Annotated in this window: 28 protein-coding genes; 20 read left to right on the forward strand and 8 right to left on the reverse strand. The window is 70.2% G+C overall.

What is annotated here, in order from left to right; all coding sequences use genetic code 11:
* Positions 1-47: 47 nt before the first annotated feature.
* Positions 48-857, reverse strand: a complete 810-nt coding sequence (locus tag BST28_RS12865) for a DUF3109 family protein (protein WP_019736742.1) — start codon at positions 855-857, stop codon at positions 48-50.
* A gap of 71 nt (positions 858-928) precedes the next feature.
* Here BST28_RS12865 and BST28_RS12870 point away from each other — a divergent pair, with 71 nt between their 5' ends.
* The 9 genes from BST28_RS12870 to BST28_RS12910 all read left to right on the forward strand — a co-directional run bounded on the left by BST28_RS12870 (position 929) and on the right by BST28_RS12910 (position 8515).
* Complete coding sequence (locus BST28_RS12870; RefSeq protein WP_019736743.1) at positions 929-1927, forward strand: Ppx/GppA family phosphatase; 999 nt, start codon at positions 929-931, stop codon at positions 1925-1927.
* Complete coding sequence (locus tag BST28_RS12875) at positions 1924-2979, forward strand: Rv0497 family membrane protein (protein ID WP_083081276.1); 1056 nt, start codon at positions 1924-1926, stop codon at positions 2977-2979. The genes BST28_RS12870 and BST28_RS12875 overlap by 4 nt, the downstream gene beginning before the upstream one ends.
* A gap of 17 nt (positions 2980-2996) precedes the next feature.
* Positions 2997-3839 (forward strand): sugar phosphate isomerase/epimerase family protein, encoded by an 843-nt coding sequence (locus tag BST28_RS12880; RefSeq protein WP_083081278.1) that lies wholly within the window; start codon positions 2997-2999, stop codon positions 3837-3839.
* 33 nt (positions 3840-3872) lie between these two features.
* Positions 3873-4703, forward strand: a complete 831-nt coding sequence (locus tag BST28_RS12885) for a thioesterase family protein (RefSeq protein ID WP_083081280.1) — start codon at positions 3873-3875, stop codon at positions 4701-4703.
* Between the two features lie 47 nt (positions 4704-4750).
* Entirely contained in the window at positions 4751-5605 is an 855-nt protein-coding gene (proC, locus tag BST28_RS12890; protein ID WP_083081282.1) for a pyrroline-5-carboxylate reductase, read from the forward strand.
* Positions 5606-5744: 139 nt separating this feature from the next.
* Positions 5745-6002 carry a helix-turn-helix domain-containing protein gene (locus tag BST28_RS12895; protein ID WP_029249139.1) on the forward strand — a complete coding sequence of 86 codons (258 nt, stop codon included), beginning with the start codon at positions 5745-5747 and terminating at the stop codon, positions 6000-6002.
* A 186-nt stretch (positions 6003-6188) separates the two neighbouring features.
* Complete coding sequence (locus BST28_RS12900) at positions 6189-6290, forward strand: 30S ribosomal protein bS22 (RefSeq protein ID WP_003402602.1); 102 nt, start codon at positions 6189-6191, stop codon at positions 6288-6290.
* Positions 6291-6375: 85 nt separating this feature from the next.
* Positions 6376-7491, forward strand: a complete 1116-nt coding sequence (locus BST28_RS12905) for an SDR family oxidoreductase (protein ID WP_083081283.1) — start codon at positions 6376-6378, stop codon at positions 7489-7491.
* Positions 7466-8515 (forward strand): lysophospholipid acyltransferase family protein, encoded by a 1050-nt coding sequence (locus BST28_RS12910; RefSeq protein ID WP_234808277.1) that lies wholly within the window; start codon positions 7466-7468, stop codon positions 8513-8515. The genes BST28_RS12905 and BST28_RS12910 overlap by 26 nt, the downstream gene beginning before the upstream one ends.
* A 127-nt stretch (positions 8516-8642) precedes the next feature.
* Here the strand turns inward: BST28_RS12910 and BST28_RS12915 are convergent, their stop codons facing one another.
* From BST28_RS12915 to BST28_RS12925, 3 genes are all read right to left on the reverse strand, one after another.
* On the reverse strand, positions 8643-9164 hold the full coding sequence (locus BST28_RS12915; protein WP_019734785.1) for an FAS1-like dehydratase domain-containing protein: 522 nt from the start codon (positions 9162-9164) through the stop codon (positions 8643-8645).
* 331 nt (positions 9165-9495) lie between these two features.
* Complete coding sequence (locus tag BST28_RS12920; protein WP_083081295.1) at positions 9496-10353, reverse strand: HAD family hydrolase; 858 nt, start codon at positions 10351-10353, stop codon at positions 9496-9498.
* A 101-nt stretch (positions 10354-10454) separates the two neighbouring features.
* Positions 10455-10913 carry a nuclear transport factor 2 family protein gene (locus BST28_RS12925; RefSeq protein ID WP_029249142.1) on the reverse strand — a complete coding sequence of 153 codons (459 nt, stop codon included), beginning with the start codon at positions 10911-10913 and terminating at the stop codon, positions 10455-10457.
* 36 nt (positions 10914-10949) lie between these two features.
* Here BST28_RS12925 and BST28_RS12930 point away from each other — a divergent pair, with 36 nt between their 5' ends.
* From BST28_RS12930 to BST28_RS12975, 10 genes are all read left to right on the forward strand, one after another.
* On the forward strand, positions 10950-11225 hold the full coding sequence (locus BST28_RS12930) for a glutaredoxin family protein (RefSeq protein WP_019736759.1): 276 nt from the start codon (positions 10950-10952) through the stop codon (positions 11223-11225).
* Between the two features lie 63 nt (positions 11226-11288).
* Positions 11289-12668, forward strand: a complete 1380-nt coding sequence (locus tag BST28_RS12935) for a glutamyl-tRNA reductase (protein WP_019736758.1) — start codon at positions 11289-11291, stop codon at positions 12666-12668.
* Between the two features lie 5 nt (positions 12669-12673).
* Positions 12674-13609 (forward strand): hydroxymethylbilane synthase, encoded by a 936-nt coding sequence (gene hemC / locus BST28_RS12940; RefSeq protein WP_019736757.1) that lies wholly within the window; start codon positions 12674-12676, stop codon positions 13607-13609.
* A gap of 34 nt (positions 13610-13643) precedes the next feature.
* Positions 13644-15383 carry a bifunctional uroporphyrinogen-III C-methyltransferase/uroporphyrinogen-III synthase gene (locus BST28_RS12945; RefSeq protein ID WP_085990235.1) on the forward strand — a complete coding sequence of 580 codons (1740 nt, stop codon included), beginning with the start codon at positions 13644-13646 and terminating at the stop codon, positions 15381-15383.
* Positions 15384-15462: 79 nt separating this feature from the next.
* Positions 15463-16434 (forward strand): porphobilinogen synthase, encoded by a 972-nt coding sequence (gene hemB / locus BST28_RS12950; protein ID WP_083081287.1) that lies wholly within the window; start codon positions 15463-15465, stop codon positions 16432-16434.
* A complete protein-coding gene (locus tag BST28_RS12955) occupies positions 16431-16871 on the forward strand; it encodes a hypothetical protein (RefSeq protein WP_019736754.1) in 441 nt (146 codons plus the stop codon). Before hemB ends, BST28_RS12955 begins: the two co-directional genes overlap by 4 nt.
* A gap of 45 nt (positions 16872-16916) precedes the next feature.
* The gene (locus BST28_RS12960; RefSeq protein WP_019736753.1) at positions 16917-17921 is read left to right on the forward strand and encodes a PHP domain-containing protein; all 1005 of its coding nucleotides are present in this window, start codon (positions 16917-16919) and stop codon (positions 17919-17921) included.
* A gap of 60 nt (positions 17922-17981) precedes the next feature.
* Complete coding sequence (mce1N, locus tag BST28_RS12965; protein WP_019736752.1) at positions 17982-18536, forward strand: transport-regulating membrane protein Mce1N; 555 nt, start codon at positions 17982-17984, stop codon at positions 18534-18536.
* Positions 18530-18817 carry a hypothetical protein gene (locus BST28_RS12970; protein WP_019736751.1) on the forward strand — a complete coding sequence of 96 codons (288 nt, stop codon included), beginning with the start codon at positions 18530-18532 and terminating at the stop codon, positions 18815-18817. The genes mce1N and BST28_RS12970 overlap by 7 nt, the downstream gene beginning before the upstream one ends.
* A gap of 26 nt (positions 18818-18843) precedes the next feature.
* The gene (locus BST28_RS12975) at positions 18844-20949 is read left to right on the forward strand and encodes a heavy metal translocating P-type ATPase (protein WP_083081297.1); all 2106 of its coding nucleotides are present in this window, start codon (positions 18844-18846) and stop codon (positions 20947-20949) included.
* A 40-nt stretch (positions 20950-20989) separates the two neighbouring features.
* Here BST28_RS12975 and BST28_RS12980 read toward each other — a convergent pair whose 3' ends face one another.
* The 3 genes from BST28_RS12980 to BST28_RS12990 are packed head-to-tail and all read right to left on the reverse strand — an operon-like array spanning position 20990 to position 23908.
* Entirely contained in the window at positions 20990-21817 is an 828-nt protein-coding gene (locus BST28_RS12980; protein ID WP_029249212.1) for an alpha/beta hydrolase, read from the reverse strand.
* Positions 21818-21865: 48 nt separating this feature from the next.
* Positions 21866-22861, reverse strand: coding sequence for an ABC transporter ATP-binding protein (locus tag BST28_RS12985; protein ID WP_019737106.1), 996 nt, complete (start codon positions 22859-22861; stop codon positions 21866-21868).
* A 3-nt stretch (positions 22862-22864) separates the two neighbouring features.
* A complete protein-coding gene (locus tag BST28_RS12990; RefSeq protein ID WP_019737105.1) occupies positions 22865-23908 on the reverse strand; it encodes an ABC transporter permease in 1044 nt (347 codons plus the stop codon).
* A gap of 165 nt (positions 23909-24073) precedes the next feature.
* Between BST28_RS12990 and BST28_RS12995 the strand changes: the two genes are divergently transcribed.
* A complete protein-coding gene (locus BST28_RS12995) occupies positions 24074-25453 on the forward strand; it encodes a PPE domain-containing protein (RefSeq protein ID WP_109560695.1) in 1380 nt (459 codons plus the stop codon).
* Positions 25454-25471: 18 nt separating this feature from the next.
* On the opposite strand, the gene BST28_RS24080 is transcribed toward BST28_RS12995, so the two are convergent.
* Positions 25472-25923: PPW family C-terminal domain-containing PPE protein (locus BST28_RS24080; RefSeq protein WP_474630497.1), on the reverse strand; the 452-nt coding region annotated here is incomplete at its 5' end.

Consider the following 25923-nt stretch of genomic DNA (forward strand, 5'->3'; position numbering starts at 1 on the left):
AATACTCTGACCTGCGGCTAATCGTTCACCGACCGCGAGCCATCGAATTAGGCCTCGCGCTGTTCGGATTGGTGGGCGGCGCCGGTTGCCGGGTGCACGGCCACCAACCCCAGTTCGTTGCGCCGCTGGCAGATCGTCGCCAACTCGGCGTAGGCCTTGGCGCCCAGCAATTCGGTGAGTTCGGGCGCCAGGCTCTGCCACACCTGCCTGGTGCCGACGTGGGCCGCCGGGTCGCCGGTGCAGTACCAGTGCAGATCCTCACCGCCCGGGCCCCAGCCCCGCCGGTCGAACTCGGTGATCGTGGTCTTGAGGATCTCGGTGTCGTCGGGGCGCGTCACCCACTCCTGGCTGCGCCGAATCGGCAGCTGCCAGCACACGTCCGGCTTCATGGTCAGCGGTTCCACCCCGAGCCGGACCGCCTTGATGTGCAGCGCACAGCCCGCACCGCCGGCGAACCCGGGCCGGTTCAGGAAGATGCAGGCGCCCTTGACGGTTCGGGTGCGCAGTTGTTCCTCGCCGTCGTTCTCGTCGTACTCCAGGTAGCCCTTCTTGCCCAGGCCCTTCTCGCGCAGCTGCCAGTCGGCATCGGTCAGCTGCGCCACGGCGTCATCGAGCTTGGCGCGGTCGTCGTCGTCACACAGGAACGCACCGTGCGAACAGCACCCGTCGTCGGGCCGGCCGGCCACGATGCCCCGGCAGGCCGGCGTGCCGAACACGCACGTCCAACGGGACAACAGCCAGGTCAGGTCGGCCGCGATGAGGTGTTCGGGATTGTCCGGGTCATAGAACTCCACCCATTCACGAGGGAAGTCCAAGCCGACTTCACGCCGTTGGGGTGCTGATTGCGCGGGGGTCACAAAACTCCACGCTAGACCAGAAATTCGCGTGGTCTCACGTCGCCGATACCTCGCCCCGTTAAGTTGGGGGCGTGCGATTAGGCGTGCTCGACGTCGGCAGCAACACCGTCCACCTGCTGGTGGTAGATGCCCACCGGGGTGGTCACCCGACCCCGATGAGCTCGACTAAGGCCACGTTACGGCTGGCGGAGGCCACCGACAGCTCGGGCAAGATCACCCGGCGCGGTGCCGACAAACTGGTGTCCACGATCGGCGAATTCGCGACCATCGCAGCGAGTTCGGGCTGCGCGGAGCTGATGGCGTTCGCCACCTCGGCGGTGCGCGACGCGTCCAACTCCGAGGACGTGCTGGCGCGGGTGCGCACCGAGGCCGGGGTTCAGTTGCAGGTCCTGGAGGGCGAGGACGAGTCCCGCCTGACGTTCCTGGCGGTGCGCCGCTGGTTCGGCTGGAGCGCCGGGCGAATCATCAACCTCGACATCGGCGGCGGCTCACTGGAAATGTCCAGCGGTCTCGACGAGGAACCGGAGGTGGCCCTGTCGCTGCCGCTGGGAGCCGGCCGGCTCACCCGGGAATGGCTGCCCGAAGACCCGCCCGGGCGGCGCCGGGTGGCGATGCTGCGCGATTGGCTGGACACCGAGTTGGCGGGCGCGGCCGCGACCGTCCTGGACGCCGGACCGCCCGACCTGGCGGTGGCCAGCTCCAAAACATTTCGTTCGCTGGCCCGGCTCACCGGTGCGGCGCCGTCGGCCGCCGGGCCGCGCGTTCGGCGCACATTGACCGCCGCCGGCCTTAGGCAGCTCATATCATTCATCTCTAGGATGACCACGGCAGATCGTGCCGAATTGGAAGGGGTGAGCGCCGAGCGGGCCCCGCAGATCGTGGCGGGTGCGCTGGTGGCGGAAGCGAGCATGCGAGCGCTGTCGATCGAAGCGGTTCAGATTTGCCCGTGGGCACTGCGGGAGGGTTTGATCCTGCGGCGGCTCGACCGGGAAGCCGACAGCGCCACCTTGCTCCAGTCCTCGTCCATGGGTATGGCGGTGGCCGGGCAGGTGGAAGGAGACCGTCGATGACTGGGCCCAAGCCTGATCCCCGCGACATCGAGACGCGGCCGATATCGGTCGCCGAACTGCTCGCCAAGAACGGGACGATCGGCTCCCCGCCGGTCACCGGGCGCCGTCGGCGCAGGCGCGGTAATGCCGACGCCGTCACGGTCGCCGAACTGACCGGCGAGATCCCCATCATCCGCGACGACCAGAACCCCCCGGACGACCAGAAGCCCCCGGAGCAGAGCGCCCCGGCCGAGCCGTCGGGCAGCCCGAAAAGCTCAGACAGTTCCGGCGGCGAGCCGAGCGGCGGGCTGCTCATCGGTCCGGACCCCGGGTTCATCGAAGAGGAGCCGCCGGCCACCGGGCCGCGCCCCGTCGAGCAGGTGGAGTTCGCCAACCGCTCGGTTCCCGAGCCGCGCTGGCCCAAATCCCCGCCGCAGCCGCCGCGCGGTAGCGGCCCGCAGCAAAGCCCCTACCCGCGTCCGATGCGCCGGTCCGACCCGCCGGCCGCGGAGAACGGCCGACCCGCCGAGGCCCGACCGACGGGCTCCGGGGCGGAACAGATGCGACCCGACCCGGTCGACACCTACACCGACATCGAAGTCGACGTGATGGACACCGACGTGCGAGACGCCGACCTGCAGGTCGGCGACTCCGCCTATGTGCGCTCGGTCCTCAGCAAGGCCGGCAGCACCGAGCGGTCGGTCCGATCGGATTTCGCCGCCGGCTCCGCGGAGCGCCCCGACACCGCGGACCTCGCCGAACCCGACGAGGCCGGCGCCGCCGAAACCGAGCACGCCGACGAATACGCCGGCCCGACGGGACTGGTCGGCGGGGCACTGGTGGTGCTGCAGTCGATGCTGGCGGTGGCGTTCGGAGGCGGATTGTTCATCGCCTTCGACCAGCTGTGGCGGTGGAACAGCATCGTGGCGCTGGTGCTCACGGTCCTGGTCACACTCGGCTTGGTGGCCGCCGTGCAGGCCGTCCGCAAGACCGTCGACATCGTCAGCACCTTGATCGCGGTGGCCGTCGGGCTGCTGGTCACCTTGGGGCCGCTGGCGCTGCACGCCAATTAGCCGGTCACTATTAGTCCGTGCGCCCCGCCATCAAGGTCGGATTGTCGACGGCTTCGGTTTACCCGCTGAGGGCCGAGGCCGCCTTCGAGTACGCGGCCCGGCTCGGCTACGACGGCGTCGAGCTGATGGTGTGGGGGGAGTCGGTCAGCCAGGACATCGGCGCGGTGCGACGGCTGTCGCAGAAGTACCGGGTACCGGTGCTGTCGGTGCATGCACCGTGTCTGCTGATCTCGCAACGGGTCTGGGGCGCCAACCCGATCCACAAGCTGGAGCGCAGCGTCCGGGCCGCCGAACGGCTCGAGGCCCAGACCGTCGTGGTGCACCCGCCGTTCCGCTGGCAGCGGCGCTACGCCGAGGGATTCAGCGACCAGGTCGCCGAGCTGGAGGCCAGAAGCGATGTCGCCGTGGCGGTGGAGAACATGTTCCCGTTCCGGACCGACCGGTTCTTCGGCGCCGATCAGTCCCGTGAGCGGATGCGCCGGCGCGGGGGCGGCCCCGGCGCGGGGATCTCGGCGTTCGCGCCGTCCTACGATCCGCTCGACGGCGGGCACGCGCACTACACCCTGGACTTGTCGCACACCGCGACGGCCGGCACCGACGCCCTGGAGATGGCCCGCCGGATGGGATCGGGCCTGACGCACCTGCACCTGTGCGACGGCACCGGGCTGCCGGCCGATGAGCATCTGGTGCCCGGCCGCGGCGATCAGCCGACCGTCGAGGTGTGCCAGATGTTGGCCGCCGGCGACTTCACCGGGCACGTGGTGCTGGAGGTGACCACCTCCCAGGCGCGTTCGCCGCACGAGCGTGAGGCGTTGTTGATCGAGTCGCTACAGTTCGCTCGCACGCACCTGCTGCGCTGATCGCCGGATCGCTGAGACCCAAGGAGCCCACGCGTGACCTCATCCACGCTGTTCACCGATGCCATGGCCCTGGTGCGCCTCGACGGGGACGAGCATGTCGCGTCGTTTGCCGGAGAGCTGAACGAGCACTGGACCATCGGCCCGAAGGTGCACGGCGGTGCGATGCTGGCGTTGTGCGCCAACGCCGCCCGCTTGGCGTGCGGCGCCCCTTCGGATGCGCTGCAGCCGGTCGCGGTGTCCGCCAGCTACCTGTGGGCGCCCGACCCCGGACCGATGCAGTTGTCGACGACGATCCGCAAGCGCGGCCGCCGGGTCGGCCTCGTCGACGTCGAACTCAACCAGGGCCAGCGCACCGCGGTGCGCGCCGTCGTCACGCTGGGCGAGCCGGAGCACCAGGCGCCGCCACTGCTGTCGTTCAACCCGGTGGTGCCGTTGATGACGCCGGAGCCGCCGCCCGGCTTGGAGCCGATCGGTCCGGGCCATCCGATGGAGCACATCGTGCATCTGGCGCACGGCTGCGATATCCGGCCGGCGCTGACCACGCTCGGCCCCCGCTCGGACGGAGGCCCGCCGGTGATCGAGATGTGGGTGCGGCCCAAAGACGCCGCACCCGATGTGTTGTTCGCGCTGCTGTGCGGCGATGTGTCGGCGCCGGTGACCTTCGCCGTCGATCGCAATGGCTGGGCGCCTACGGTGCAGCTCACCGCCTACCTGCGGGCCGTCCCGGCCGACGGGTGGCTGCGGGTGATCTGCAGCTGCGTGCAGATCGGTCAGGACTGGTTCGACGAGGACCACACCGTCGTCGACTGCGAGGGCCGGATCGTGGTGCAGTCCCGGCAGCTGGCGATGGTTCCCGCCCGCTAGCGCGTCCCCGAGGGGGCCCAAAGGGTGGTATCTGCCATGCTGTCGCCATGGCCAGAATCGCGATCATCGGCGGCGGCAACATGGGCGAAGCCCTGCTGGCGGGTTTGCTCGCGGCGGGACGCCCGGTCAAGGACCTGGTGGTCGCCGAGCGGTTCGGTGATCGGGCCCGCCAGCTGTCTGAGAAGTATTCGGTGCTGGTGACATCGGTCGCCGACGCGATGGAGAACGCGTCCATCGTGGTCGTCGCGGTGAAGCCGCAGGACGTGGACTCCGTCGTCGCCGAGTTCGCCAAGAACGTCACCGCCGCCTCCGGTGACAGCCCCGAGCAGGTGCTGGTGTCGATCGTGGCCGGTGTCACCACCGGGTACGTGGAGTCCAAGCTGCCGGCGGGGGCCGCGGTCATCCGGGTGATGCCCAACACCCCGGTCAAGGTCGGCGCCGGGGCCAGCGCGCTGGCCAAGGGCCGATTCCCCAGCGCCGAGCAGGTCGACCAGGTCGCCGCGCTGTTCGAGTGCGTCGGCACGGTGGCGATCGTCCCGGAAGACCAGCTGGACGCGGTCACCGCGGTCTCGGGGTCCGGACCGGCGTACTTCTTCTTGATGGTGGAGGCGTTGGTGGATGCCGGGGTGGCGGCCGGGCTGAGCCGGCAGGCCGCCACCGATCTGGCCGTGCAGACCATGGCCGGGGCGGCGCAGATGCTTGTGGACGGACGCAGCGAGACGGCGGGGACCGCGGTCATCGACACCGGCCCGGCGCAGCTGAGAGCGATGGTGACCTCCCCCGGGGGGACCACCGCGGCCGCCCTGCGCGAACTGGAGGCGGGCGGCCTGCGGACCTCGGTCGATCGGGCGGTCCAGGCCGCAAAAACACGCTCTGAGCAGCTAAGAATTACATCAGAGTAATTCACTTATTTTTCACATATTGCCCCTCACCCGTCGCAGGAACCCCATTCGTCCCGCTATTCTCCTCTATGTCTGTGCGTGTGGGCGCAGCGGAGGGGAAGCCGCTGGGACTGCACGTGCCTGATTGAAATGGGTAACGATGACGTCTGCGAACGGGCCTTCGGCACGAGACTCGTCTGGCGGCAGGGCGGCACGGGATGCCGGCCCTGCCGAGGCGGGTCGGACACAATTTCTCACCGTGGCCGAGGTGGCTGCATTGATGCGGGTCAGCAAGATGACGGTGTACCGCCTGGTGCACAACGGCGAGCTGCCCGCGGTACGGGTGGGACGGTCCTTCCGGGTGCACGCCAAGGCGGTGCACGACCTGTTGGAGACCTCCTTCTTCGACGCGGGCTGACCGCCACTCGACAGATAAGCGCCCCCCGGGCGTCGCCGCACGGCGACGCCCGGGGTCGGCTGTGTCGTCGGTCCGCCTCGGGTGCCGGTTTTCTGTCCCGCCCTGGTCTACGGGTAAAGTGACCGGGTCGAGCAAGTTCGCCCAGCGCCCCACCGGCGGCGCGGGCAGAAGCAGATAGCGGAGTTCATGGGTTCAGTCATCAAGAAGCGGCGCAAGCGCATGTCGAAGAAGAAGCACCGCAAGCTGCTTCGCCGTACCCGGGTTCAGCGCAGAAAACTCGGTAAGTAACCCACCGGGCCGCAGGCCCCGGGTTCCCGGCCGGGGCGGCCGATCGCCGGTACTGCTTTTCTCCGGTGGCCGTTAGGCTTGCGGAGTGGACGAGGCCGGCCCCCCGAGCGACAGCACGCGAAGCGACGTCCGGCACTACCCCAAGGTTGTGTTGGTTACCGGCGCATGCCGGTTCCTGGGCGGCTATCTGACCGCCCGGCTCACGCAGAACCCCTTGATCAACCGGGTCATCGCGGTGGACGCGGTGATGCCGAGCAAGGACATGCTGCGCCGAATGGGACGCGCCGAATTCGTCCGCGCCGACATTCGCAATCCCTTTATCGCCAAGGTGATTCGAAACAGCGAGGTCGACACCGTGGTGCACGCGGCCGCAGCGTCGTATGTGCCGCGCTCCGGCGGCGGGGCGGCGCTGAAGGAGCTCAACGTGATGGGCGCCATGCAGCTTTTCGCCGCCTGCCAGAAAGCGCCCTCGGTGCGCCGGGTGGTGCTCAAGTCGACCTCGGAGGTCTACGGGTCCTCCTCGCGTGACCCGGTCCTGTTCACCGAGGACAGCACCAGCCACCGGCCGCCCACTCAGGGGTTCCCCCGCGACAGCATCGACATCGAGGGCTACGCCCGCGGGCTGGCCCGGCGCCGGCCGGACATCGCGGTCACCATCTTGCGGATGGCCAACATGATCGGCCCGGCCATGGACACCGCGCTGTCGCGCTACCTCGAGGGTCCGGTGGTTCCGACGGTGCTGGGCCGCGACGCCCGCCTGCAGCTGCTGCACGAGCAGGACGCGCTGGGGGCGCTGGAACGGGCCACCATGGCCGGTAAGGCGGGCACCTTCAACATCGGCGCCGACGGCATCATCATGATGTCGCAGGCGATCCGCCGCTCGGGACGGATCCCGTTGCCGCTGCCCGGGGTGGGACTGTGGGCGCTGGATTCGCTGCGGCGGGCCAACAATTACACCGAGATCAACCGGGAGCAGCTGAACTATCTCAGCTTTGGTCGCGTGATGGATACGACTAGAATGCGAACCGACCTCGGGTACAGCACGAAGTGGACAACTGCCGAGGCATTTGATGACTACGTGCGGGGACGGGGTCTCAACCCGATCATCGACCCCAAGTGGGTGGAGTCGGTGGAGCGGCGCGTGGTGAGCGTGGCGCAACGTCTAGGCGACATCGATGTCAACAAGGTGCGGGGAGGTTAACGCTATGGCTGGTGATTCCAAAGCCAAAGTCATTCCGCTGCACAAAAATTCGGGAGCCGCGCGGCGGCACCCCTCGACCTTGGCCGGCCCCTCGACCGAGCAGATCGTGGCAGTCGTCCGCGAGATCGACCAGCGCCGGGCCGCCGCGGGGTCGCCCGGCGCCGCGGCCGAACCGACGCCGAGCGAGTTCGCCCGGCGGGTGGCCGCGGTGGTCGCGTTTCTGCGGGAGCGGGTCACCGGCGACTACCAGGTCGACGAGTTCGGGTTCGACCCGCACTTCAACGAGGCGGTCGCGCTGCCGCTGCTGCGGCTCTTCTTCAACGAGTGGTTCCGGGTCGAGGTCAGTGGCATCGAGAACCTTCCGGTCGAGGGGCCGGCGCTGGTGGTGGCCAACCACGCCGGCGTGCTGCCGATGGACGCGCTGATGCTCTCGGTGGCGGTGCACGACCACCACCCGACCCATCGCGACTTGCGGATGCTCGGCGCGGACCTGGTGTTCGACCTGCCGCTGATCGGGCCGGCCGCCCGCAAGGCCGGCCACACCATGGCCTGCACCGTCGATGCCCACCGCCTGCTGGCGGCCGGCGAGCTGACCGCGGTGTTCCCGGAGGGCTACAAGGGTCTGGGCAAGCGGTTCAAGGACCGCTACAAGCTGCAGCGGTTCGGTCGCGGCGGCTTCGTCGCGGCGGCGTTGCACACCCAGGCGCCGATCGTTCCGTGCTCGATCGTCGGCTCCGAGGAGATCTACCCGATGATCGCCGACGTCAAGCTGCTGGCCCGGTTGCTCGGTGTGCCCTACTTCCCGATCACCCCGCTGTTCCCGTTGGCCGGCCCCGCCGGTCTGGTGCCGCTGCCGTCGAAGTGGCACATCGCCTTCGGTGAGCCGATCGAGACCACCGACTACGACGCCGGCGCCGCCGATGATCCGATGGTCACCTTCGAGCTGACCGATCAGGTGCGCGAGACGATTCAGCAGACGCTGTACCGGCTGCTGGCGGGCCGCCGCAGCATGTTCTTCGGCTGACCACCCAACTTCTGCGCGAGCACCCAACTTCTGCGCGAGCACCCAACTTCTGCGCGAGCGTGCGTGTTTGCCCGCGAAACGCCGCGGATAAACGTGCAACTGCGCACGCTCGCGAACGGAACCCCGGCTAGGACTTGCTGCGGTTGCGCATCGCCTCGATGGCGGCGATCGTCGCGGCCTCGGTGTCGGCGTCCTGGTTGACCGACTCGCCGAGCATGGTGACGACGCTGGTCACCACCGGGTCGCCGTTCTCATCGCTGACCTCGCTGCGGACCTCGCTGACCACCGTGCCGTGCGACTCGATCACCGAGTCCAGGTAGGTGTCGAAAAACAGCTTGTCGCCGGCCACGATCGGCCGGTGGAAGGTGAACTTCTGGTCGCGGTGCAGCACCCGGGCGATATTGATCGGGATGTCGAACTTTTCGAAGATCTCCAGCTGCACCTGACGTCCGGCGACCGCCAGGAACGTCAGCGACGCCACCAGGCCCGGGTGTCCGGCCTCGGTGGCGGCGGCCTCGTCGAAATGGGCCGGGTGGTCATCTTTGACGGAGCGGGCGAACTCCCGGATCTTCTCCCGGCCGACCTCGAAGTAGTCCGGGAACCGGTAATGCGTACCGATGATCCCCTGCGACTCGGTGTGTACTGCCATGCCGGTTTACCCTCCGCTCGCCGTGGTGTTCGGCGGGCGGAAGCTTATCAGCGTAAAGGTCAGGCGCGCTCGTTCCGGTGCGCCACGGTGCCTGTTGCGGGCGACCGGTCCTCGCGGCCTCCGCAAGCTACGGTCGCTCGTTCCGGTGCGCCACGGTGCCTGTTGCGGGCGACCGGTCCTCGCGGCCTCCGCAAGCTACGGTCGCTCGTTCCGGTGCGCCACGGTGCCTGTTGCGGGCGACCGGTCCTCGCGGCCTCCGCAAGCTACGGTCGCTCGTTCCGGTGCGCCACGGTGCCTGTTGCGGGCGACCGGTCCTCGCGGCCTCCGCAAGCTACGGTCGCTCGTTCCGGTGCGCCACGGCGGCAGCCAGGGCCCCACCGACCGCCCCCAGCGCCAGCGCCGACGGCACACCGATACGCGCCGCCCGCCGTGCGGTGCGGAAGTCGCGGATCTCCCAGCCCCGCTTGCGTGCCATCTCCCGCAGCGCCGCATCCGGGTTGATCGCGACCGCGGTGCCGACCAGCGACAGCATCGGCACATCGTTGAAGCTGTCGGAGTAGGCGGTGCAGCGCCGCAGGTTCAGGCCTTCGCGGATGGCCAGCGAGCGCACCGCGTGCGCCTTGCCGGGCCCGTGCAGGATCTCGCCGACCAGCCGGCCGGTGAACACCCCGTCGACCGACTCGGCGACGGTGCCCAGCGCACCGGTCAGCCCGAGCCGGCGGGCGATGGTCTGGGCCAGCTCGTAAGGGGTGGCGGTGACCAGCCACACCTGCTGGCCGGCGTCTAAATGCATCTGGGCCAGCTCGCGGGTGCCGGGCCAGATCTTGTCGGCGATGATCTCGTCGTAGATCTCCTCGCCCAGATCCACCAGCTCGGAGACCGGTCGCCCCTCGATGAACGCCAACGCCTTGCGGCGGCCGGCCGCGACGTCGTCGCTGTTCTCCCGGCCGGTCAGCTGGAACTTGGCCTGGGCGTAGAGGAACCCGATGACATCGCGGTAGGTGAAGTAGTTGCGGGCGGCCAGCCCGCGGCCGAAATGCACCATCGACGAGCCCTGCACCAGGGTGTTGTCGACGTCGAAGAAGGCTGCCGCGGTCAGATCGACCGGGGCGGGTGTGTCGGCGTCGGCCACGTCGTTCAGCGCCCGGTCGGCGCTGGCTGCGAAATCCCCGCCGGCCGGTGACTCCAGGCCGGCGCCCGCTGCGGAATCCCGGTCGGCCGGGCCGGGTAACGCCATCACCGACTCCTTCCGCTGTGCGCTGCCGGCCGGTCTTCCGGCCGCTCTCAACCCTATCCGGACCCGCCCCCGAAGACCCGCAGGTGATCGCGCAAATCTCCTGTGAGGTCGAGCATCGAGTAGTCCCGGAAACTGAACCGCCAGACGCCGTCCACCCGCTCGAACTCGTCGTGATAGCGACCGGCGGCAACCACCTGCAGCGGCACGGCGTCGGTCTGTTGCAGCACGGTGTAGTAGGACCGGCAGGTCGCGGTGCCGGCCTCCTCGTCGATGTCGAGGATCGGGTTGGTGACGACGTGCTTGGTGCGCGGGGTGCCGTCCGGGTGGATCTTGACCAGCCCGCGCCACAGCGCCAGCAGCCCGGTGCTGTCGAGGACGGTGCTGCCGTCGGCGTCGGCCTTGATCCGGGCGTGGGTGAACAACGCCGCCGCCGAATCCAGGTCGCCGGCGTCCATCAGCTCGGCGTAGCGGTACAGCAGGTTCGTGATCGACACCGCACTTCCGCTGGGCATATCGAAAACATAGCCACCCTGCGCCAGACTGAACACATGACCCGGCCCCAGGTGCAGGTGCTGACCCGCGACGGCTGTCCGGTCTGCGTTCAGGTGCACGCCCAGCTGGCGCAGTTGGCCACTGAGCTGGACTTCGACCTGCACACAGTCGACGTCGACGCCGCCGCCGCGGCCGGTGACAGCGCCCTGCGGGCGGAGTTCGGCGATCGGTTGCCGGTGGTGCTGCTCGACGGACGCGAACACAGCTACTGGGAGGTAGACGAGGCCAGGCTGCGTGCTGATCTTGCCGAATTTGGTGGGCCAGCGCTTTAGCCTCTACCGTGGAGTGAAGTTTGTTCACGGGTGACAGCAAGGAGCGGACCAGGTGATATTGCCGTGAGCGTCCTGCTCTTCGGGGTTTCGCATCGCAGCGCCCCGGTCTCGGTACTCGAGCAGCTCAGCACCGCTGAATCCGATCAGGTCAAGATCGTCGAGCAGGTGCTGGAATCGCCGCTTGTCACCGAGGCGATGATCCTGTCGACCTGCAACCGGGTCGAGATCTACGCCGTCGTCGAGGCGTTCCACGCCGGGTTGTCGGCCATCGGGCAGGTGCTCTCCGAGCACTCGGGCATGTCGATGACCGATCTGACCAAATACGCCTACGTCCGCTACAGCGAGGCCGCCGTCGAGCATCTGTTCTCGGTGGCCAGCGGGCTGGACTCGGCTGTCGTCGGCGAACAGCAGGTGCTGGGCCAGGTGCGCCGCGCCTATGCCTCAGCCGAGGCCAACAACACCGTCGGGCGGGTGCTGCACGAGCTGGCGCAGCGCGCGCTGTCGGTGGGCAAGCGGGTGCATTCGGAGACCGGGATCGACGCCGCCGGCGCTTCGGTGGTCTCGGTCGCATTGGGGATTGCCGCTAAACAGCTGGGCGATAACGGATTACAGGAGCGGTCAGCGGTGGTGATCGGCGCCGGGTCGATGGGTGCGCTGTCCGCGGCGCACCTGGCGCGAGCCGGTGTGGAACGCATCCACGTGGTCAACCGCTCGCTGTCGCGCGCCCAGCGCCTGGCCCGCAAGATCCGCGACACCGGCGTCGCCGCCGACGCCGTCGCCCTGGACCGGATGGCGGCCACCCTGGCCGACGCCGACGTCGTGGTGTGCTGCACCGGGGCGGTCAGCCCCGTCGTGTCGCTGGCCGACGTCCACCATGCGCTGGCCGACGGTGACCGCGACGAGGCGACCCAGCCGCTGGTGATCTGTGATCTGGGCATGCCGCGCGACGTCGACGCCGCGGTCTCCGGGCTGCCCGGGGTGCACGTCATCGACATGGAACGGATCCAGCGCGAGCCGTCGGCGCAGGTCGCCAGCTCCGACACCGACGCCGCGCACGGCATCGTGGCCCGTGAGGTCGCCACCTACCTGGCCGGCCAGCGGATGGCCGAGGTCACCCCGACCGTGACCGCGCTGCGCCAGCGCGCCGCCGACGTGGTGACCGCCGAGTTGCTGCGGCTGGATCACCGGCTGCCGGATCTGGACACCGCCCAGCGCGAGGAGGTGGCGCGCACGGTGCGCCGCGTCGTCGACAAGCTGTTGCATGCCCCCACCGTGCGGGTCAAGCAGCTGGCCAGCTCGCCGGGCGGCGACAGCTACGCCGAAGCGCTGCGCGAGCTCTTCGAGCTCGATCCGACCGCCGTGGATGCGGTCGCGACCGCCGGTGAACTGCCAGTGGTGCCGAACGCGATGGACGTCGGCGCCGAAACCGGGTCGGCCGGGTAGACGTTTTGGGTGAAGTAATCCGTATCGGTACCCGGGCCAGCTTGCTGGCCACCACTCAGGCCGGGACCGTTCGTGACGCCTTGGTGGCCGCCGGGCACCCCGCGGAACTGGTCAAGATCAGCACCGTCGGGGACCGTTCGTCCGGACCGATCGCCGACCTCGGGGTGGGGGTGTTCACCGCCGCGCTGCGCGAGGCCATCGTCGACGGCCGGGTGGACGCCGCGGTGCACTCGCACAAGGACCTGCCCACCGCGGAGGATCCACGGTTCCTGCTGGCCGCCATTCCGCCCCGTGAGGACCCCCGGGATGCGCTGGTGGCGCGCGACGGGTTGGTGCTGGGGGAGTTGCCGACGGGGGCGGTGGTGGGCACGTCGTCGCCCCGGCGGGCCGCACAGCTTAGAGCATTGGGTCTCGGTTTGGAAATTCGCCCCCTACGAGGCAACCTAGATACCAGGTTGAACAGGGTAAGCAGCGGCGAACTCGACGCCATCGTGGTAGCCCGGGCGGGTTTAGCCCGACTGGGACGCCTCGACGCGGTCACCGAGACGCTGGAACCGGTGCAGATGTTGCCGGCTCCGGCCCAAGGTGCGTTGGCAGTGGAGTGTCGCGCCGGCGATACCGCACTGGCGGCGTTGCTGGCGGAGTTGGATCACACCGACACCCGCCGCGCGGTAATCGCCGAGCGGACCCTGCTCGCCGAACTGGAGGCGGGTTGTTCCGCACCGGTGGGCGCGATCGCCGAGGTGGTCGAGTCTATCGATGAGGACGGCCGAGTCTTCGACGAGCTGTCGCTGCGCGGTTGTGTGGCGGCGCTGGACGGATCCGACGTGATCCGCGCGTCCGGCATCGGCAGTCCGGACCGAGCCCGGGAACTGGGCGTTTCGGTCGCTGCGGAACTGTTCGAGCTGGGTGCGCGCGAGTTGATGTCGGCCGCGCGGTGAAAGCCCCGCGTGGGGAAGTGACTGGGAGTAGCGAATGGCTCGCCAAGTGAGCGTGCGAGGGCAGAAGCCCAAGCCGGGCCGCATCGTATTCGTCGGCTCGGGTCCCGGCGACCCGGGTCTGCTGACGACGCGGGCGCGGGTGGCGCTGACGAACGCCGCGCTGGTGTTCATCGACCCGGACGTGCCCGAGGCGGTGCTGGGGCTGGTCGGTACCGACCTGCCCCCGATCGCCGGGCCCGTGCCGCCGGCCCCCAAGGCCGACAAGGCGGACAAGGCCCACGACGACGCGGCCGATGCCACCGACACCGCCGCCGACGCCTCGGATGCCGACTCGGACAAGGCGGCCGACGCGACCGTCCCGGGCGGTCCCGACATCCGCCCGGCGCTGGGCGAACCGGCCGAGGTGGCCAAGACCCTGACCGCCGAGGCGCGTTCGGGCACCGACGTGGTGCGACTGGTGGCCGGCGACCCGCTGTCGGTCGACGCCGTCATCACCGAGATCAACGCGGTGGCCCGCACCAACGTGGCGTTCGAGATCGTGCCGGGGCTGCCGGCCACCAGCGCGGTGCCCACCTACGCCGGCCTGCCGCTCGGCTCATCGCACACCGTGGCCGACGTTCGTGACCCGCAGGTGGATTGGGCCGCGCTGGCCGCCGCCCCGGGTCCGCTGATCCTGCAGGCCACCACCTCGCATCTGCCGGACGCGGCCCGCACCCTGATCGAGTACGGCCTGGCGGACTCCACGCCGTGCGTGGTCACCACCTCGGGCACCACCTGTGCGCAGCGCTCGATCGAGTCCACCCTCGGTGGGTTGACGGAGCCCGCGGCGCTGGCCGGTATCGACCCGGTCATCCTGCCCAACGGTCAGGAGACCTCCGCCGGGACGCTGGTGGTCACCATCGGCAAGACGGTGAACAACCGGTCCAAGCTGAACTGGTGGGAGAGCCGCGCCCTGTACGGCTGGACGGTTCTGGTGCCGCGCACCAAGGATCAGGCCGGCGAGATGAGCGATCGGCTGGTCTCCCACGGCGCCCTGCCGGTGGAGGTGCCCACCATCGCCGTGGAGCCGCCGCGGAGCCCGGCCCAGATGGAAAGGGCCGTCAAGGGTTTGGTGGACGGCCGCTACCAGTGGGTGGTGTTCACCTCGACCAACGCGGTGCGCGCGGTATGGGAGAAGTTCGGCGAGTTCGGTCTGGACGCCCGCGCGTTCTCCGGGGTGAAGATCGCCTGCGTCGGCGAAGCCACCGCCGAGCGGGTCCGGGCGTTCGGGATCAGCCCCGAGCTGGTGCCGTCCGGGGAGCAGTCCTCGCTGGGCCTGCTGGACGAATTCCCGCCCTACGACGACGTTTTCGACCCGGTCAACCGGGTACTGCTGCCGCGTGCGGACATCGCCACCGAGACGCTGGCCGAGGGCCTGCGGGAGCGCGGTTGGGAGATCGAGGACGTCACCGCCTACCGCACGGTGCGGGCCGCCCCGCCGCCGGCGACCATCCGCGAGATGATCAAGACCGGCGGGTTCGACGCGGTGTGCTTCACGTCGAGTTCGACGGTGCGCAACCTGGTCGGCATCGCCGGCAAACCGCACGCCCGCACCATCGTGGCCTGCATCGGCCCCAAGACCGCCGAGACCGCAGCCGAATTCGGGCTTCGGGTCGACGTGCAGCCGGAGACGGCCGCGGTGGGCCCGCTGGTCGATGCGCTGGCCGAGCACGCCGCCCGGCTGCGGGCCGAGGGTGCCCTGCCGCCACCGCGTAAGAAGAGCCGCAGGCGCTAACGGTGACTTCTCTCGCGTTGACTCTGCGTCCATGGCGGAGAAGTGCGAGTGACGTCCGCCCTCACCGCAGAGTCGACGCATGAGAGAGCGTCCTCGCCGGCTGCGTTCCACCCCGGCGCTGCGCCGATTGGTGGCCCAGACCTCGCTGGAGCCGCGGCACCTGGTGCTGCCGATGTTCGTCGCCGACGGCATCGATGAGCCCAGGCCGATAACCTCTATGCCCGGTGTCTACCAGCACACCCGGGAGTCGTTGCGCACCGCGGCCGCTGACGCGGTGGCCGCCGGCGTGGGTGGCCTGATGCTGTTCGGGGTTCCGGCGGAGGCGGATAAGGACAGCACGGGTTCGGCGGGCACCGACCCCGGCGGGATCCTCAACCGCGCGCTGCGCGACCTGGCCGCCGACCTCGGGGATGCCACCGTGCTGATGGCAGACACCTGCCTGGACGAATTCACCGACCACGGCCACTGCGGGGTGCTCGACGAACGGGGCCGGGTGGATAACGACGCCACCGTGGCCCGCTACGTGGAACTGGCTGTGGCGCAAGCTGATTCCGGTGCCCACGTGGTGAGCCCCAGTGGCATGATGGACGGTCAGGTCGCCGCCATCCGCGACGGGCTGGACGCCGCGGGCCGCAGCGACACCGTGATACTGGCGTATGCGGCGAAGTTCGCGTCGGCGTTCTACGGCCCGTTCCGCGACGCCGTCTCCTCCAGCCTGGAGGGGGACCGCCGCACCTATCAGCAGGAGCCCGGCAACGCCCGGGAGGCGTTGCGCGAGGTCACCATCGACCTCGCCGAGGGCGCCGACATCGTGATGGTCAAGCCCGCCATGGGCTATCTGGACGTGATCGCGGCCGCGGCGCAGCTGTCCCCGGTGCCGGTCGCCGCCTACCAGGTGTCCGGCGAATACGCGATGATCGCGGCGGCCGCCGCCAACGGCTGGGTCGACGGGCGGGCCGCCGCACTGGAGTCGCTGATCGGGATCCGGCGCGCCGGGGCCGACATCGTGCTGAGCTACTGGGCGGCCGAAGCGGCCGGCTGGCTGAAATGACCGGGCCGCAGATCGGGTCGCAGCCACCGGCCGCGACCCGCCCCGCCCGTCCGGCGGACGTCGACACCGGGTTCTGGCTGTGGCTGACCGCCCTGCCGCTGATGACGACCGGATACGTGGTGGGTCTACTGGCGTCGCCGGAGATCACCATGATGCCGGTGACCTACCCGATCGTGGCGCTGACCGCGCTGGTGGTGGTCGTGGTGGTGGCGACCTTCCTGATGCTGATGCGCTCGGGGTACCGCTGGGCCCGCACCGGGTTGACCGGCGGTGGGATCGCCTCGGTGGTGTACGCGATAAGCGGTCTGGCGCACGCCGATGCGCGGCCGGCGGTCGCGGTCACCCTGGCCGTCACCGGCATCGTCGGTTCGGTGCTGATCGCCGCGGGGACCTTCCTGCTGCACCGCCAAGACGCCCAGGAGTACTTCACCCGGTAGCCGGTTCAGCCGGTGTCGCCCGGTCACCGACGGCAGACTGGGGTGATGGATCCGGTGGAGGCACTGCGCCAGATCGCGTTCTACAAGGACCGGGCCCGCGAGGACCCGCGTCGGGTGATGGCCTACCGTCGCGCCGCCGACGTCGTCGAGGCGCTGGATGACGGCGAGCGACACCGCCACGGAGTGGCCGAGAGCTGGCAGTCCCTGCCGGGCATCGGACCCAAGACCGCCGCAGTGATCGCGCAAGCCTGGGCCGGCGCTGAGCCCGACACCCTGGCGCGGTTGCGCGACGAGGCGGCGGATCTGGGTGGGGAGGTGTTGCGGTCGGCGTTGCGCGGGGACCTGCATCTGCACTCGAACTGGTCGGACGGCTCGGCGCCGATCGAGGAGATGATGGCTACCGCCGTGGCGCTGGGGCATGACTACTGCGCATTGACCGACCATTCCCCGCGGCTGACCATCGCCAAAGGGCTCTCACCGCAGCGGTTACGCGACCAGCTGGAGGTGATCGACGGGCTGCGGGAGCGCTTTGCGCCGCTGCGGATCCTGACCGGCATCGAGGTCGACATCCTCGACGACGGCAGCCTTGATCAGGAGGAGGGGTTGCTGGAGCGCCTCGATGTCGTGGTGGCCAGTGTGCACTCCAAGCTGGCGATGGAGCCGGGCGCGATGACGCGGCGGATGGTGCGCGCGGTCGGTAATCCGCGGGTCAAGGTGCTGGGGCACTGCACAGGGCGGCTTGTGACGGGTGGACGCGGCCGGCGGCCGGAGTCGCGGTTCGATGCTGAGGCGGTGTTCACCGCCTGCCGGGAGCACAACACCGCAGTGGAGATCAACTGCCGCCCGGAACGACGCGACCCACCAACCCGACTGCTGCATCTCGCGCACGAGTTGGGCTGTCTGTTCAGCATCGACACGGATGCACACGCCCCCGGCCAGCTCGACTTCCTCGGCTTCGGCGCCCAGCGCGCGCTTGACGCCGGAATTGCGCCCGAGCGGATCGTCAACACCTGGCCGGCCGAGGCGTTGCTGGCCTGGGCGACGGCCTGAGAGTCCGGGTGAAAGATCCGCCGCTTTTCGCCTAGCGGCGCCGCGTTAGGCTGACCCGACATGTCTGAACCCGAGCCGAGCGCGCAACCCGCACCGCTATTCTTCGAATGCGGTGCCAGCTGGTATTGGGTGCTGTTCGGCCCGGTCGCGGCGGGACTGCTGATGCTGATCCAGAACTCCGGCGGCTACGGGTTCCAGCCGGTGATTCCCCTGGTCTTGATGGCGATGGTCTCGGCCATGCTGGCCATCCAGGTGAAGGCGGCCCGTATCCACACCTCCGTCGAGCTGACCGCGACCACCCTGCGACAGGGCACCGAAACCCTGCGGCTCGCCGACATCGTGATGATCTACCCCGAGCCCAAGCGGGCCACCGGCTGGGGCAAACCGCCACCGGAGAAGTGGCAGGCGGCCCGGGCGCTGGGCGAGCTGAGCGGGGTACCGCGCCGCCGGACGGGCATCGGGTTGCGCCTGGTCGGGCGGCGCACGGTGCAGGCCTGGGCGCGCGATCACCGCAGGCTACGGGCGGCGCTGGCCGAGCTGATCCCCGAGGCGGTTCCACCAGGCGACCTAGTCGAACCGGATCACGACGACGACGCCGAAGAATCGGCATGGTGAGGGCCGCGATCATCCGGGCGATCGCCGAGCTGATTCTGGCCGGGGCCGCGGCGGTGGGATGCGCGGTGAGCTGGCTCAACGTGCGGTACCTGGTGCTGGTCGCGCCGGTGATCGACGGTGAGCCGGCCACCGCGTCGGTGACCTACCACCCGCGGATGTTGCTGCTGGTGCTGCTGTTGGCGACGGCGGCCGGGGTGCTGGCCGTCGTCGGTGCGGCCAGGCTGCGCAGGGCGCGCCGCAGAACGCCCATATACCCGGTGGGGGTATCATCGGCGGGGTGATCACCACCGACCTGGAACTGCAGGGAATGACGTGTGCGTCGTGCGCGACGCGAGTGGAGCGCGCATTGAGCGCGCTCGACGGGGTTCATGCCACGGTGAACCTGGCGGTCGAACGCGCCCACGTCGAACACGACGCGAGCGTCTCGGTCGACGACTTGCTGCGGGCCGTCGAATCCGTCGGCTATCAGGCCGCGGTGATCGGCGCGGCGCATGAGCACCCGGGTGGGCACGCCGGACATACCGATGTGCCGGCTGCGCAGCTGCGTCCCCGGCTGATCGGCTCGACGCTGCTGGCCATCCCCGTGGTGGCGCTGTCGATGGTGATGGCCTGGCAGTTCGGCGGCTGGGAATGGGTGGCGTTCGCGCTGACCACTCCGATCGTGACGTGGGGCGGCTATCCGTTCCACCGCGTCGCGGTGCGCAACGCCCTCCATCGTGCCGCCACCATGGACACCCTGGTATCGCTGGGCACGCTGGCGGCCTACCTGTGGTCGGTGGTCGCGGTGCTCACCGGCTCGGGTCACCTGTATTTCGAGGTGGCCGCCGTCGTCACCGTCTTCCTGCTGGCCGGACGCTACGCCGAGTCGCACGCCAAACGCTCGGCGGGCGCGGCGCTGCGCGAATTGCTGGAACTGGGGGCCAAGGACGCCGCGGTGATGCGGCGCGGCGACGACGGCCTCAAGGAGATCCGGGTGCCGATCGCCGAGCTACGGGTCGGCGACGTCATCGTGGTCCGGCCGGGGGAGCGGGTCGCCACCGACGGCGTCGTCATCGACGGCAGCACCGCGCTGGACACCTCGGCGATGACCGGCGAAGCGCTGCCCGTCGACGTGGGAGTCGGTGCCGACGTGCTGGGCGGCTCTCTCAACACCACCGGGCTGGTGCTGGTCCGGGCCACCAAGGTGGGCGCCGACACCCAACTGGCCCGGATGGCCAAGCTGGTCACCGACGCCCAGGCCGGCAAGGCGTCGATCCAGCGGCTGGCCGACCGGGTATCGGCGGTGTTCGTTCCGGTGGTGCTGGTGATCGCGGCGCTCACCCTGGCCGGGTGGCTGCTGGCCGGGCAGGCCAGCGCGGCGGCGTTCACCGCGGCCGTCGCGGTGCTGATCATCGCCTGCCCGTGCGCGCTGGGGCTGGCCACCCCGACCGCCATCCTGGTCGGCACCGGCCGCGGCGCTCAGCTGGGCATCTTGATCAAGAACCCGCAGATCCTGGAGGCCGTCAAGGACATCGACACCGTGGTGCTGGACAAGACCGGCACGGTCACCACCGGTGTGATGACCGTCGGCGGGCTGGCGGTAAACCGCGGGGAGGACCCCGACACCGTGCTGGCGCGCGCCGCCGCGGTCGAGTCCGGCTCCGAGCACCCGATCGCCGCGGCCATCGTCGCCGGAGCGAAAGCGGCCGGGCTTCCGATCGGCCGGGTGACCGAGTTCGCCAGCCGACCCGGCCACGGCGTGTCCGGGGTGGTCGACGGGGTACGCGTCGAGGTCACCCGGTCGGCCGCCGCGCACGAGACCGGCACGGCCGTCGAGGTGGTCTGGGACGGCCGGGAGCGCGGGACGATCACGCTGACCGACACCGTCCGGCCCACCAGCGCCGCCGCGGTTGCCGAACTAAAGGCCATGGGCATCACACCGGTGCTGCTCACCGGCGACGGCGCGGCGGTGGCGCGCAAGGTGGCCGGGGAGGTCGGGATCGACCCCGCCGACGTCATCGCCGATGTGCTGCCCACGGACAAGGCCGACGCCGTCAAGAAGCTGCAGGCGCAGGGCCGGCGGGTGGCGATGGTCGGCGACGGCGTCAACGACTCGGTGGCACTGGCCACCGCCGACATCGGTATGGCGATGGGCACCGGCACCGACGCCGCCATCGAGGCCGGTGACCTGACCCTGGTGCGCGGTGACCTCTCCACGGTTCCGACCGCGCTGCGGCTCTCGGCGCGGACGCTACGCATCATCCGGCAAAACCTGGTCTGGGCGTTCGGTTACAACGTCGCCGCGATTCCGCTGGCGGCGGCCGGGCTGCTCAACCCGATGATCGCGGGCGCGGCGATGGCCGCCTCGTCGGTTCTGGTGGTGACGAACAGCCTGCGGCTGCGGGCGTTCTCGGCCGGGCGAAGGAGCGCTTAGCCGAGGATCGGCCGGCCCTGGCTTTCGGGATCGGGAGGGATCAGGACGCCAGCCAGGCCAACTCGGCCGGCAGCTGCCCCCGCCAGTAGGTCACGTCGTGGCCGCCCGGCGAGAACCCGCCCGCCGGACGCGGATTCAACTGGCCGACAAAGTGGTTGGTCGCGTAGTAGAAGCTGTCCGAGGTGCCGCAGTCGACCCGCAGCGGGATCGGCGCGAGCTGCGGCGCCAGGCTGAAAGCAGAGTTCGTCCGCCAGTCGTCGACGCTGTCGAACGCGCCGGCGGGCGCACCGAAGTAGGTCATGTAGATCGCCGGGCTGATCGCGCAGATGCCGGCGGTGCGGGCCGGACCCAGCCGGGTGCCCAGCAGCATCGCGCCGTAGCCGCCCATCGACCAGCCCATGAACGCGACCCGCGAGGTATCGATGCCCTTGTCGGCCAGCATCGGGATCAGCTCGTTGCACACCATCGCCCCGGAGTCCTGGCCCGAGCTGTGCGGCCGCCAGTAGGTGTTGCCGCCGTCGACGGCCACCACCGCGAACGGTGGCCGACCCGAGGCGGTCAGCTTCGCCAGCTCCTCTTCGACACCGAGATCCATCACCCAGGCCGCATCGCCGTCCTTGCAGTGCAGGGCGATCACCGGCCGCAGCGGCGCGGTCTGTCCGGGCGGCCGGGCGATGATCCAGTTGGTCTCCACCCCGCCGCGGGCCGCGGACACGAATGACCCGGACTCGCGGGTGGGGTAGGCGTTGCCGGTGGCCCGCGACTTCGCCGAGAGCAGCGCGCCCGGCCCGAACAGGCTCGCGGCGCCGGCGGCACCGACCCCGAGGCGCAAAGCAGCCCGGCGGGTCAAATCAGCCATGACAGCCATCATCTCGTGCCCGTGCGCGCCGGTCGGACAGGCACGCCGCAGTGACGGTCAGGTTGATGCGGGTTCGCCTGTGCCGTCAGGAGTCGGTGGGCTGCCGAACTGCCGGCGGAACGCCTCCACGGTGTAGCTCACCACGGTCGCCTCGTGAGGCGCGCGGACCGTGGCCGAGCGGGGGATACGAACCATCGGCCCGAGCTGGCCGGCGTAGTTGTCCGGTTTGCCGATCTTGAGCAGGCCCCCGCCGGCATCCGAGGACTCCGGCGCGATCTCCACCTCGCCCTCGGTGACGACGTAGATCAGGTCCTCCACGGTGCCGTGTTCCAGCAGTACCGCGCCGGGCCCCAGCCGGACCGGCGCCTGCTGGGCGCGCGCCGGGGCGGGCGCCGCGGTCGGCGACAGCTGGATGACGATGTCGGCCAGCGGCACGATCCGGGTGTCGTGGGTGGCCACCACCACGACGCGGTCACCGGCGGCGAGCACCCGCAGCAGCTGCACCACTTCGCCTGCCCGGACGAAGTCCAGCTGCGCGGTGGGCTCGTCGGCCAGGATCAGCGGCGGGTCCAGGGCCAGGGCACGGGCCACCGCTACCCGCTGCTGCTGACCGCCGCTGAGCTGCCCGGGCCGGTGATGAGTCCGGTCGGCCAGGCCGACCCGGGTGAGCAGGTCGCGGGCGCGTTCCTGGGCGGACCACTGCGTCCACCCGGCCGCCCACATCGGCACCATCACGTTCTCCAGCGCGGTCAGGCTCGGGACCAGGTTGAACGCCTGAAACACGATGCCGACGGTGCGGCGCCGGTAGGAGGTGATCTCGCGGCGGCTCAGCCCGGTCACCTCGGTGGCGCCGAACCGGATCTCGCCGCTGGTCGGGCTCAGGATGCCGCCCAGACACGACAGCAGCGTGGTCTTCCCGCACCCGCTGGGCCCGAGCACCACCACCAGCGATCCGGCCGGAATCTCGAGGCTCAGGCCGTGGATGGGGCGGATCGGTTCCCCGCTGCCGGTGGCGTATTCGATGACCAGATCCTTGATCCGCAGATCGCCCATGTCTTAGGGCCCCCCGAACGCCAGCACCGGGTCGACCGCCACCGCGTGGCGCAGGCCCGCCAGGCTGGCCAGCAGGCCGATGCCGAGCGCGGTCAGCATCAGCAGGGCGAACGACGACGCGGTCACCGCCACCAACATCGGAAACAGTGGACCGATCGCGACCGCGAGTATCCCGCCGAGCACCGCCGCGGCCACCGCCACGACCACCGCCTGCAGCGCCAGCCCGGCCAGCACCATCCAGGTCGTGACGCCCAGCGCCTTGAACACCGCGAAGTCGCGGGTGCGCTCCAGCGCCGACAGATAGATCAACGAACCCACGATCAGCGCGGCGACGCCCCACAGCAGCACCGACATGTACGACAGCGCCATCTGCGCCCCGGCCAGCGGCCGCACCATGTCGTCGACGGCCGCGGCCCGGTCGACCACCCGGTAGCCCTCGGGCACCTCCGCCGGGGTACCCCGCAAACCGATCGCCGAGGCCACCGGCTGCCCGGAGTACATCAGTCGCTGCGCGCCCGCCACGGTCAGAAAGCCGTTGGGTTGGCCGGCCAGCGTCGTCGACTTCTCCACCAGCCCGACGATCCGCAGTTTGTCCGCGCCCAGTTCGATCTCGTCGCCGACGGCGCGTTTGAGCGTGGTGGACATCGCGATCTCATTCGGCTCGGTCGGCGCGCGCCCCGCGGTGAGCGGCGGCATCGCGGCCTTGGGGACCCCGTAGATGTTCACGTTCTGCGGCGATTCGCCGTCCTGCAGGATGGTGTTGCCGTAGACCACCGGCAGCGCTGCCTCGACACCGGAGATCCCGGCGACATCGCCCGCCTCTTTCTGCGGGAACCGCGAGGAACCCATGAACGGACCGACCGCGGCCGTCTGGATCAGGTAGCTGTCGATGCCCAGGGAATCGACCACATGCTCGGCCTCGACCCGGAAGCCGTGGGTCAGCCCGGCGAGCACCAGGGTCAGCGCAAAGACCATCGCCGTGCCGACGGCGGCAACGATGAACCGCCGCAGCCGCCACTGCAGATCGCGCAAGGCGGTCATCAGCATCCGCACGCGCGCATGTTATCGCAGCGTGCGGCCGCGACCACTATCGCGGCGGGTGGGCCGGACCCGCCTCGGCAAATCCGGAATCGCAGGCCACCGGGGTGGTTATCGGCTACAAATACACACACGCCGTTTTTTGTCGGCCGGTGCCCAGGGAGGGGGTCGGTGATGAATTACGCGGCCCTGCCGCCGGAGGTCAACTCGCTGCGGATGTACACCGGCCCGGGCTCGGCGCCGATGCGGGCGGCGGCCGCAGCCTGGAGTGGCCTCGCCGCCGAGCTGCACGCAGCGGTGAACTCCTACGAAGCGGTGATCACCGAACTGACCGCACAGGCCTGGCTGGGCCCGGCGTCGCTGGCGTTGACGCAATCTGCCGCGCGCTACGCGGCGTGGATGGCCGCCACCGCGGCGCAGGTCGATCACACGGCGGCGCAGGCGAACGCCGCGGCCGCGGCCTACGAGACGGCGTTCAGTGCGACGGTGCCGCCCACCGTGGTGGCCGCCAACCGCGCCCAACTGATGCTCCTGGTCGCCACCAACGTTCTGGGCACCAACACCGCCGCGATCGCCGCCAACGAGGCCGAATACGGCGAGATGTGGGCGCAGGACGCCGCCGCGATGTACGCCTACGCCGCGTCGTCGGCGGCCGCGACCGGGCTGGCGCCGTTCCAGCAGCCGCCGCAGACCAGCAATCCGGGCGGGCCGGTCGGTCAGGCCGCCGCAGCCGGTGCGGCCGAGGCGTCGTCGTCGTCGAACGTCCAGTCGCTGCTGGGGCAGTTGGCCTCAGGGATCTTCGGAGCGCCGCAGAACACCGCGCTGCAGGCGGGAGTGGCCGCGGCGGGGGTGGCCCAGGAGACCCCGGTGATACCCGACCTGATCGGGTTGAACCTGATCGCGGTGGCTTCCCTGGCTGCGTCGGCAGTCGGTATCGGGGTATCGGCTGGCGCCTGGACGGCGGCGGACGCCAGTACCCGGGAGATCCTGTCCGAACAGGATCAACTGCAGATGGTGGAGTACGAGATCCTGCGCAACATCGATATCTTCTCCCCGCTGACCCCGTCACGGCCGGCCGGCGCGGTCCCCCTGACCCCGGCGTTTCCATCAGCGGCGATCGGCGACGCGGTCACCGCGGGGCGGCTTTCGGTGCCGATCAGCTGGGCGGCCAATGCCCCGGAGATCCGTAGCCTGAGCTACACCACGCCGCTGGCCGGCCCGAGCGCCGGCGCCGCACCTGCCGCCTCGCTCAGCGGGGCCGGCAGCGCGTTCAGCCAGATGGCCTTGGCGGGGATGGGCGGCAGCGCCCTGGCGGGTTCGGTCAGCCGCGGCCGCGCCGGCGCGGACACTGCCGATGCCTCGGCGAAGGTTCAGATGCCGCAGCGTCCGACTGGTGCGGCCACTGATTCGCAGCCCGGTGACGGGGACGGTAAGCCCGGTCCGTCGATGATGGGCATCGCCGCGGAGATCCGCGAATTCGCCGAGCTCCGCGATCGCGGGTTGATCACCAACGACGAGTACAACGAGCAGAAGATGCGCCTGCTGGGGCGCTGAGCGGCTGCGGTGTCCGGTTCAGCCCGGCGGGTCGTCGGGACGCTCCCAGGTGTGCGGCAGCATCGGGACCGTCGGGCCGGTCCCAGCGGTCCGGTCGACCAGAGTGGTCAATCCCGTTACCGCAGAAGGTGTTTCACGTTGTGTGGCGCCCGTGAAACCCAGCTGGCCCGCTCCGCTGTCCGAGGTGTCGGACGAGTCCAGGAATTCGTAGCGATTACCGAAGTCGGTGAGCGACTCGCGGTGCCGCCGTCGGCGGGCCTGCCTCTCGGTGGCCGCGGCGGTCGCGGCGGCAGCGGTATCCGCGGAGCGCTGGGCCGCCCGGGGGGCGACCGAGCGCATCGTGGCAGGTGAACCATGGGTCCGGCCGCCGTCGACCAGATACGGGAAGGCCGCCACTTCGGTTCCGGTGATCGGCGGTGGCATCGCCGGGACGGCACCGGCGGCTGTCGCGGCCGGGGGAAGGGTGGGCG

This window comes from Mycolicibacter kumamotonensis (genome assembly GCF_002086285.1).
In the GTDB taxonomy this organism is placed as follows: Bacteria; Actinomycetota; Actinomycetes; order Mycobacteriales; family Mycobacteriaceae; genus Mycobacterium; species Mycobacterium kumamotonense.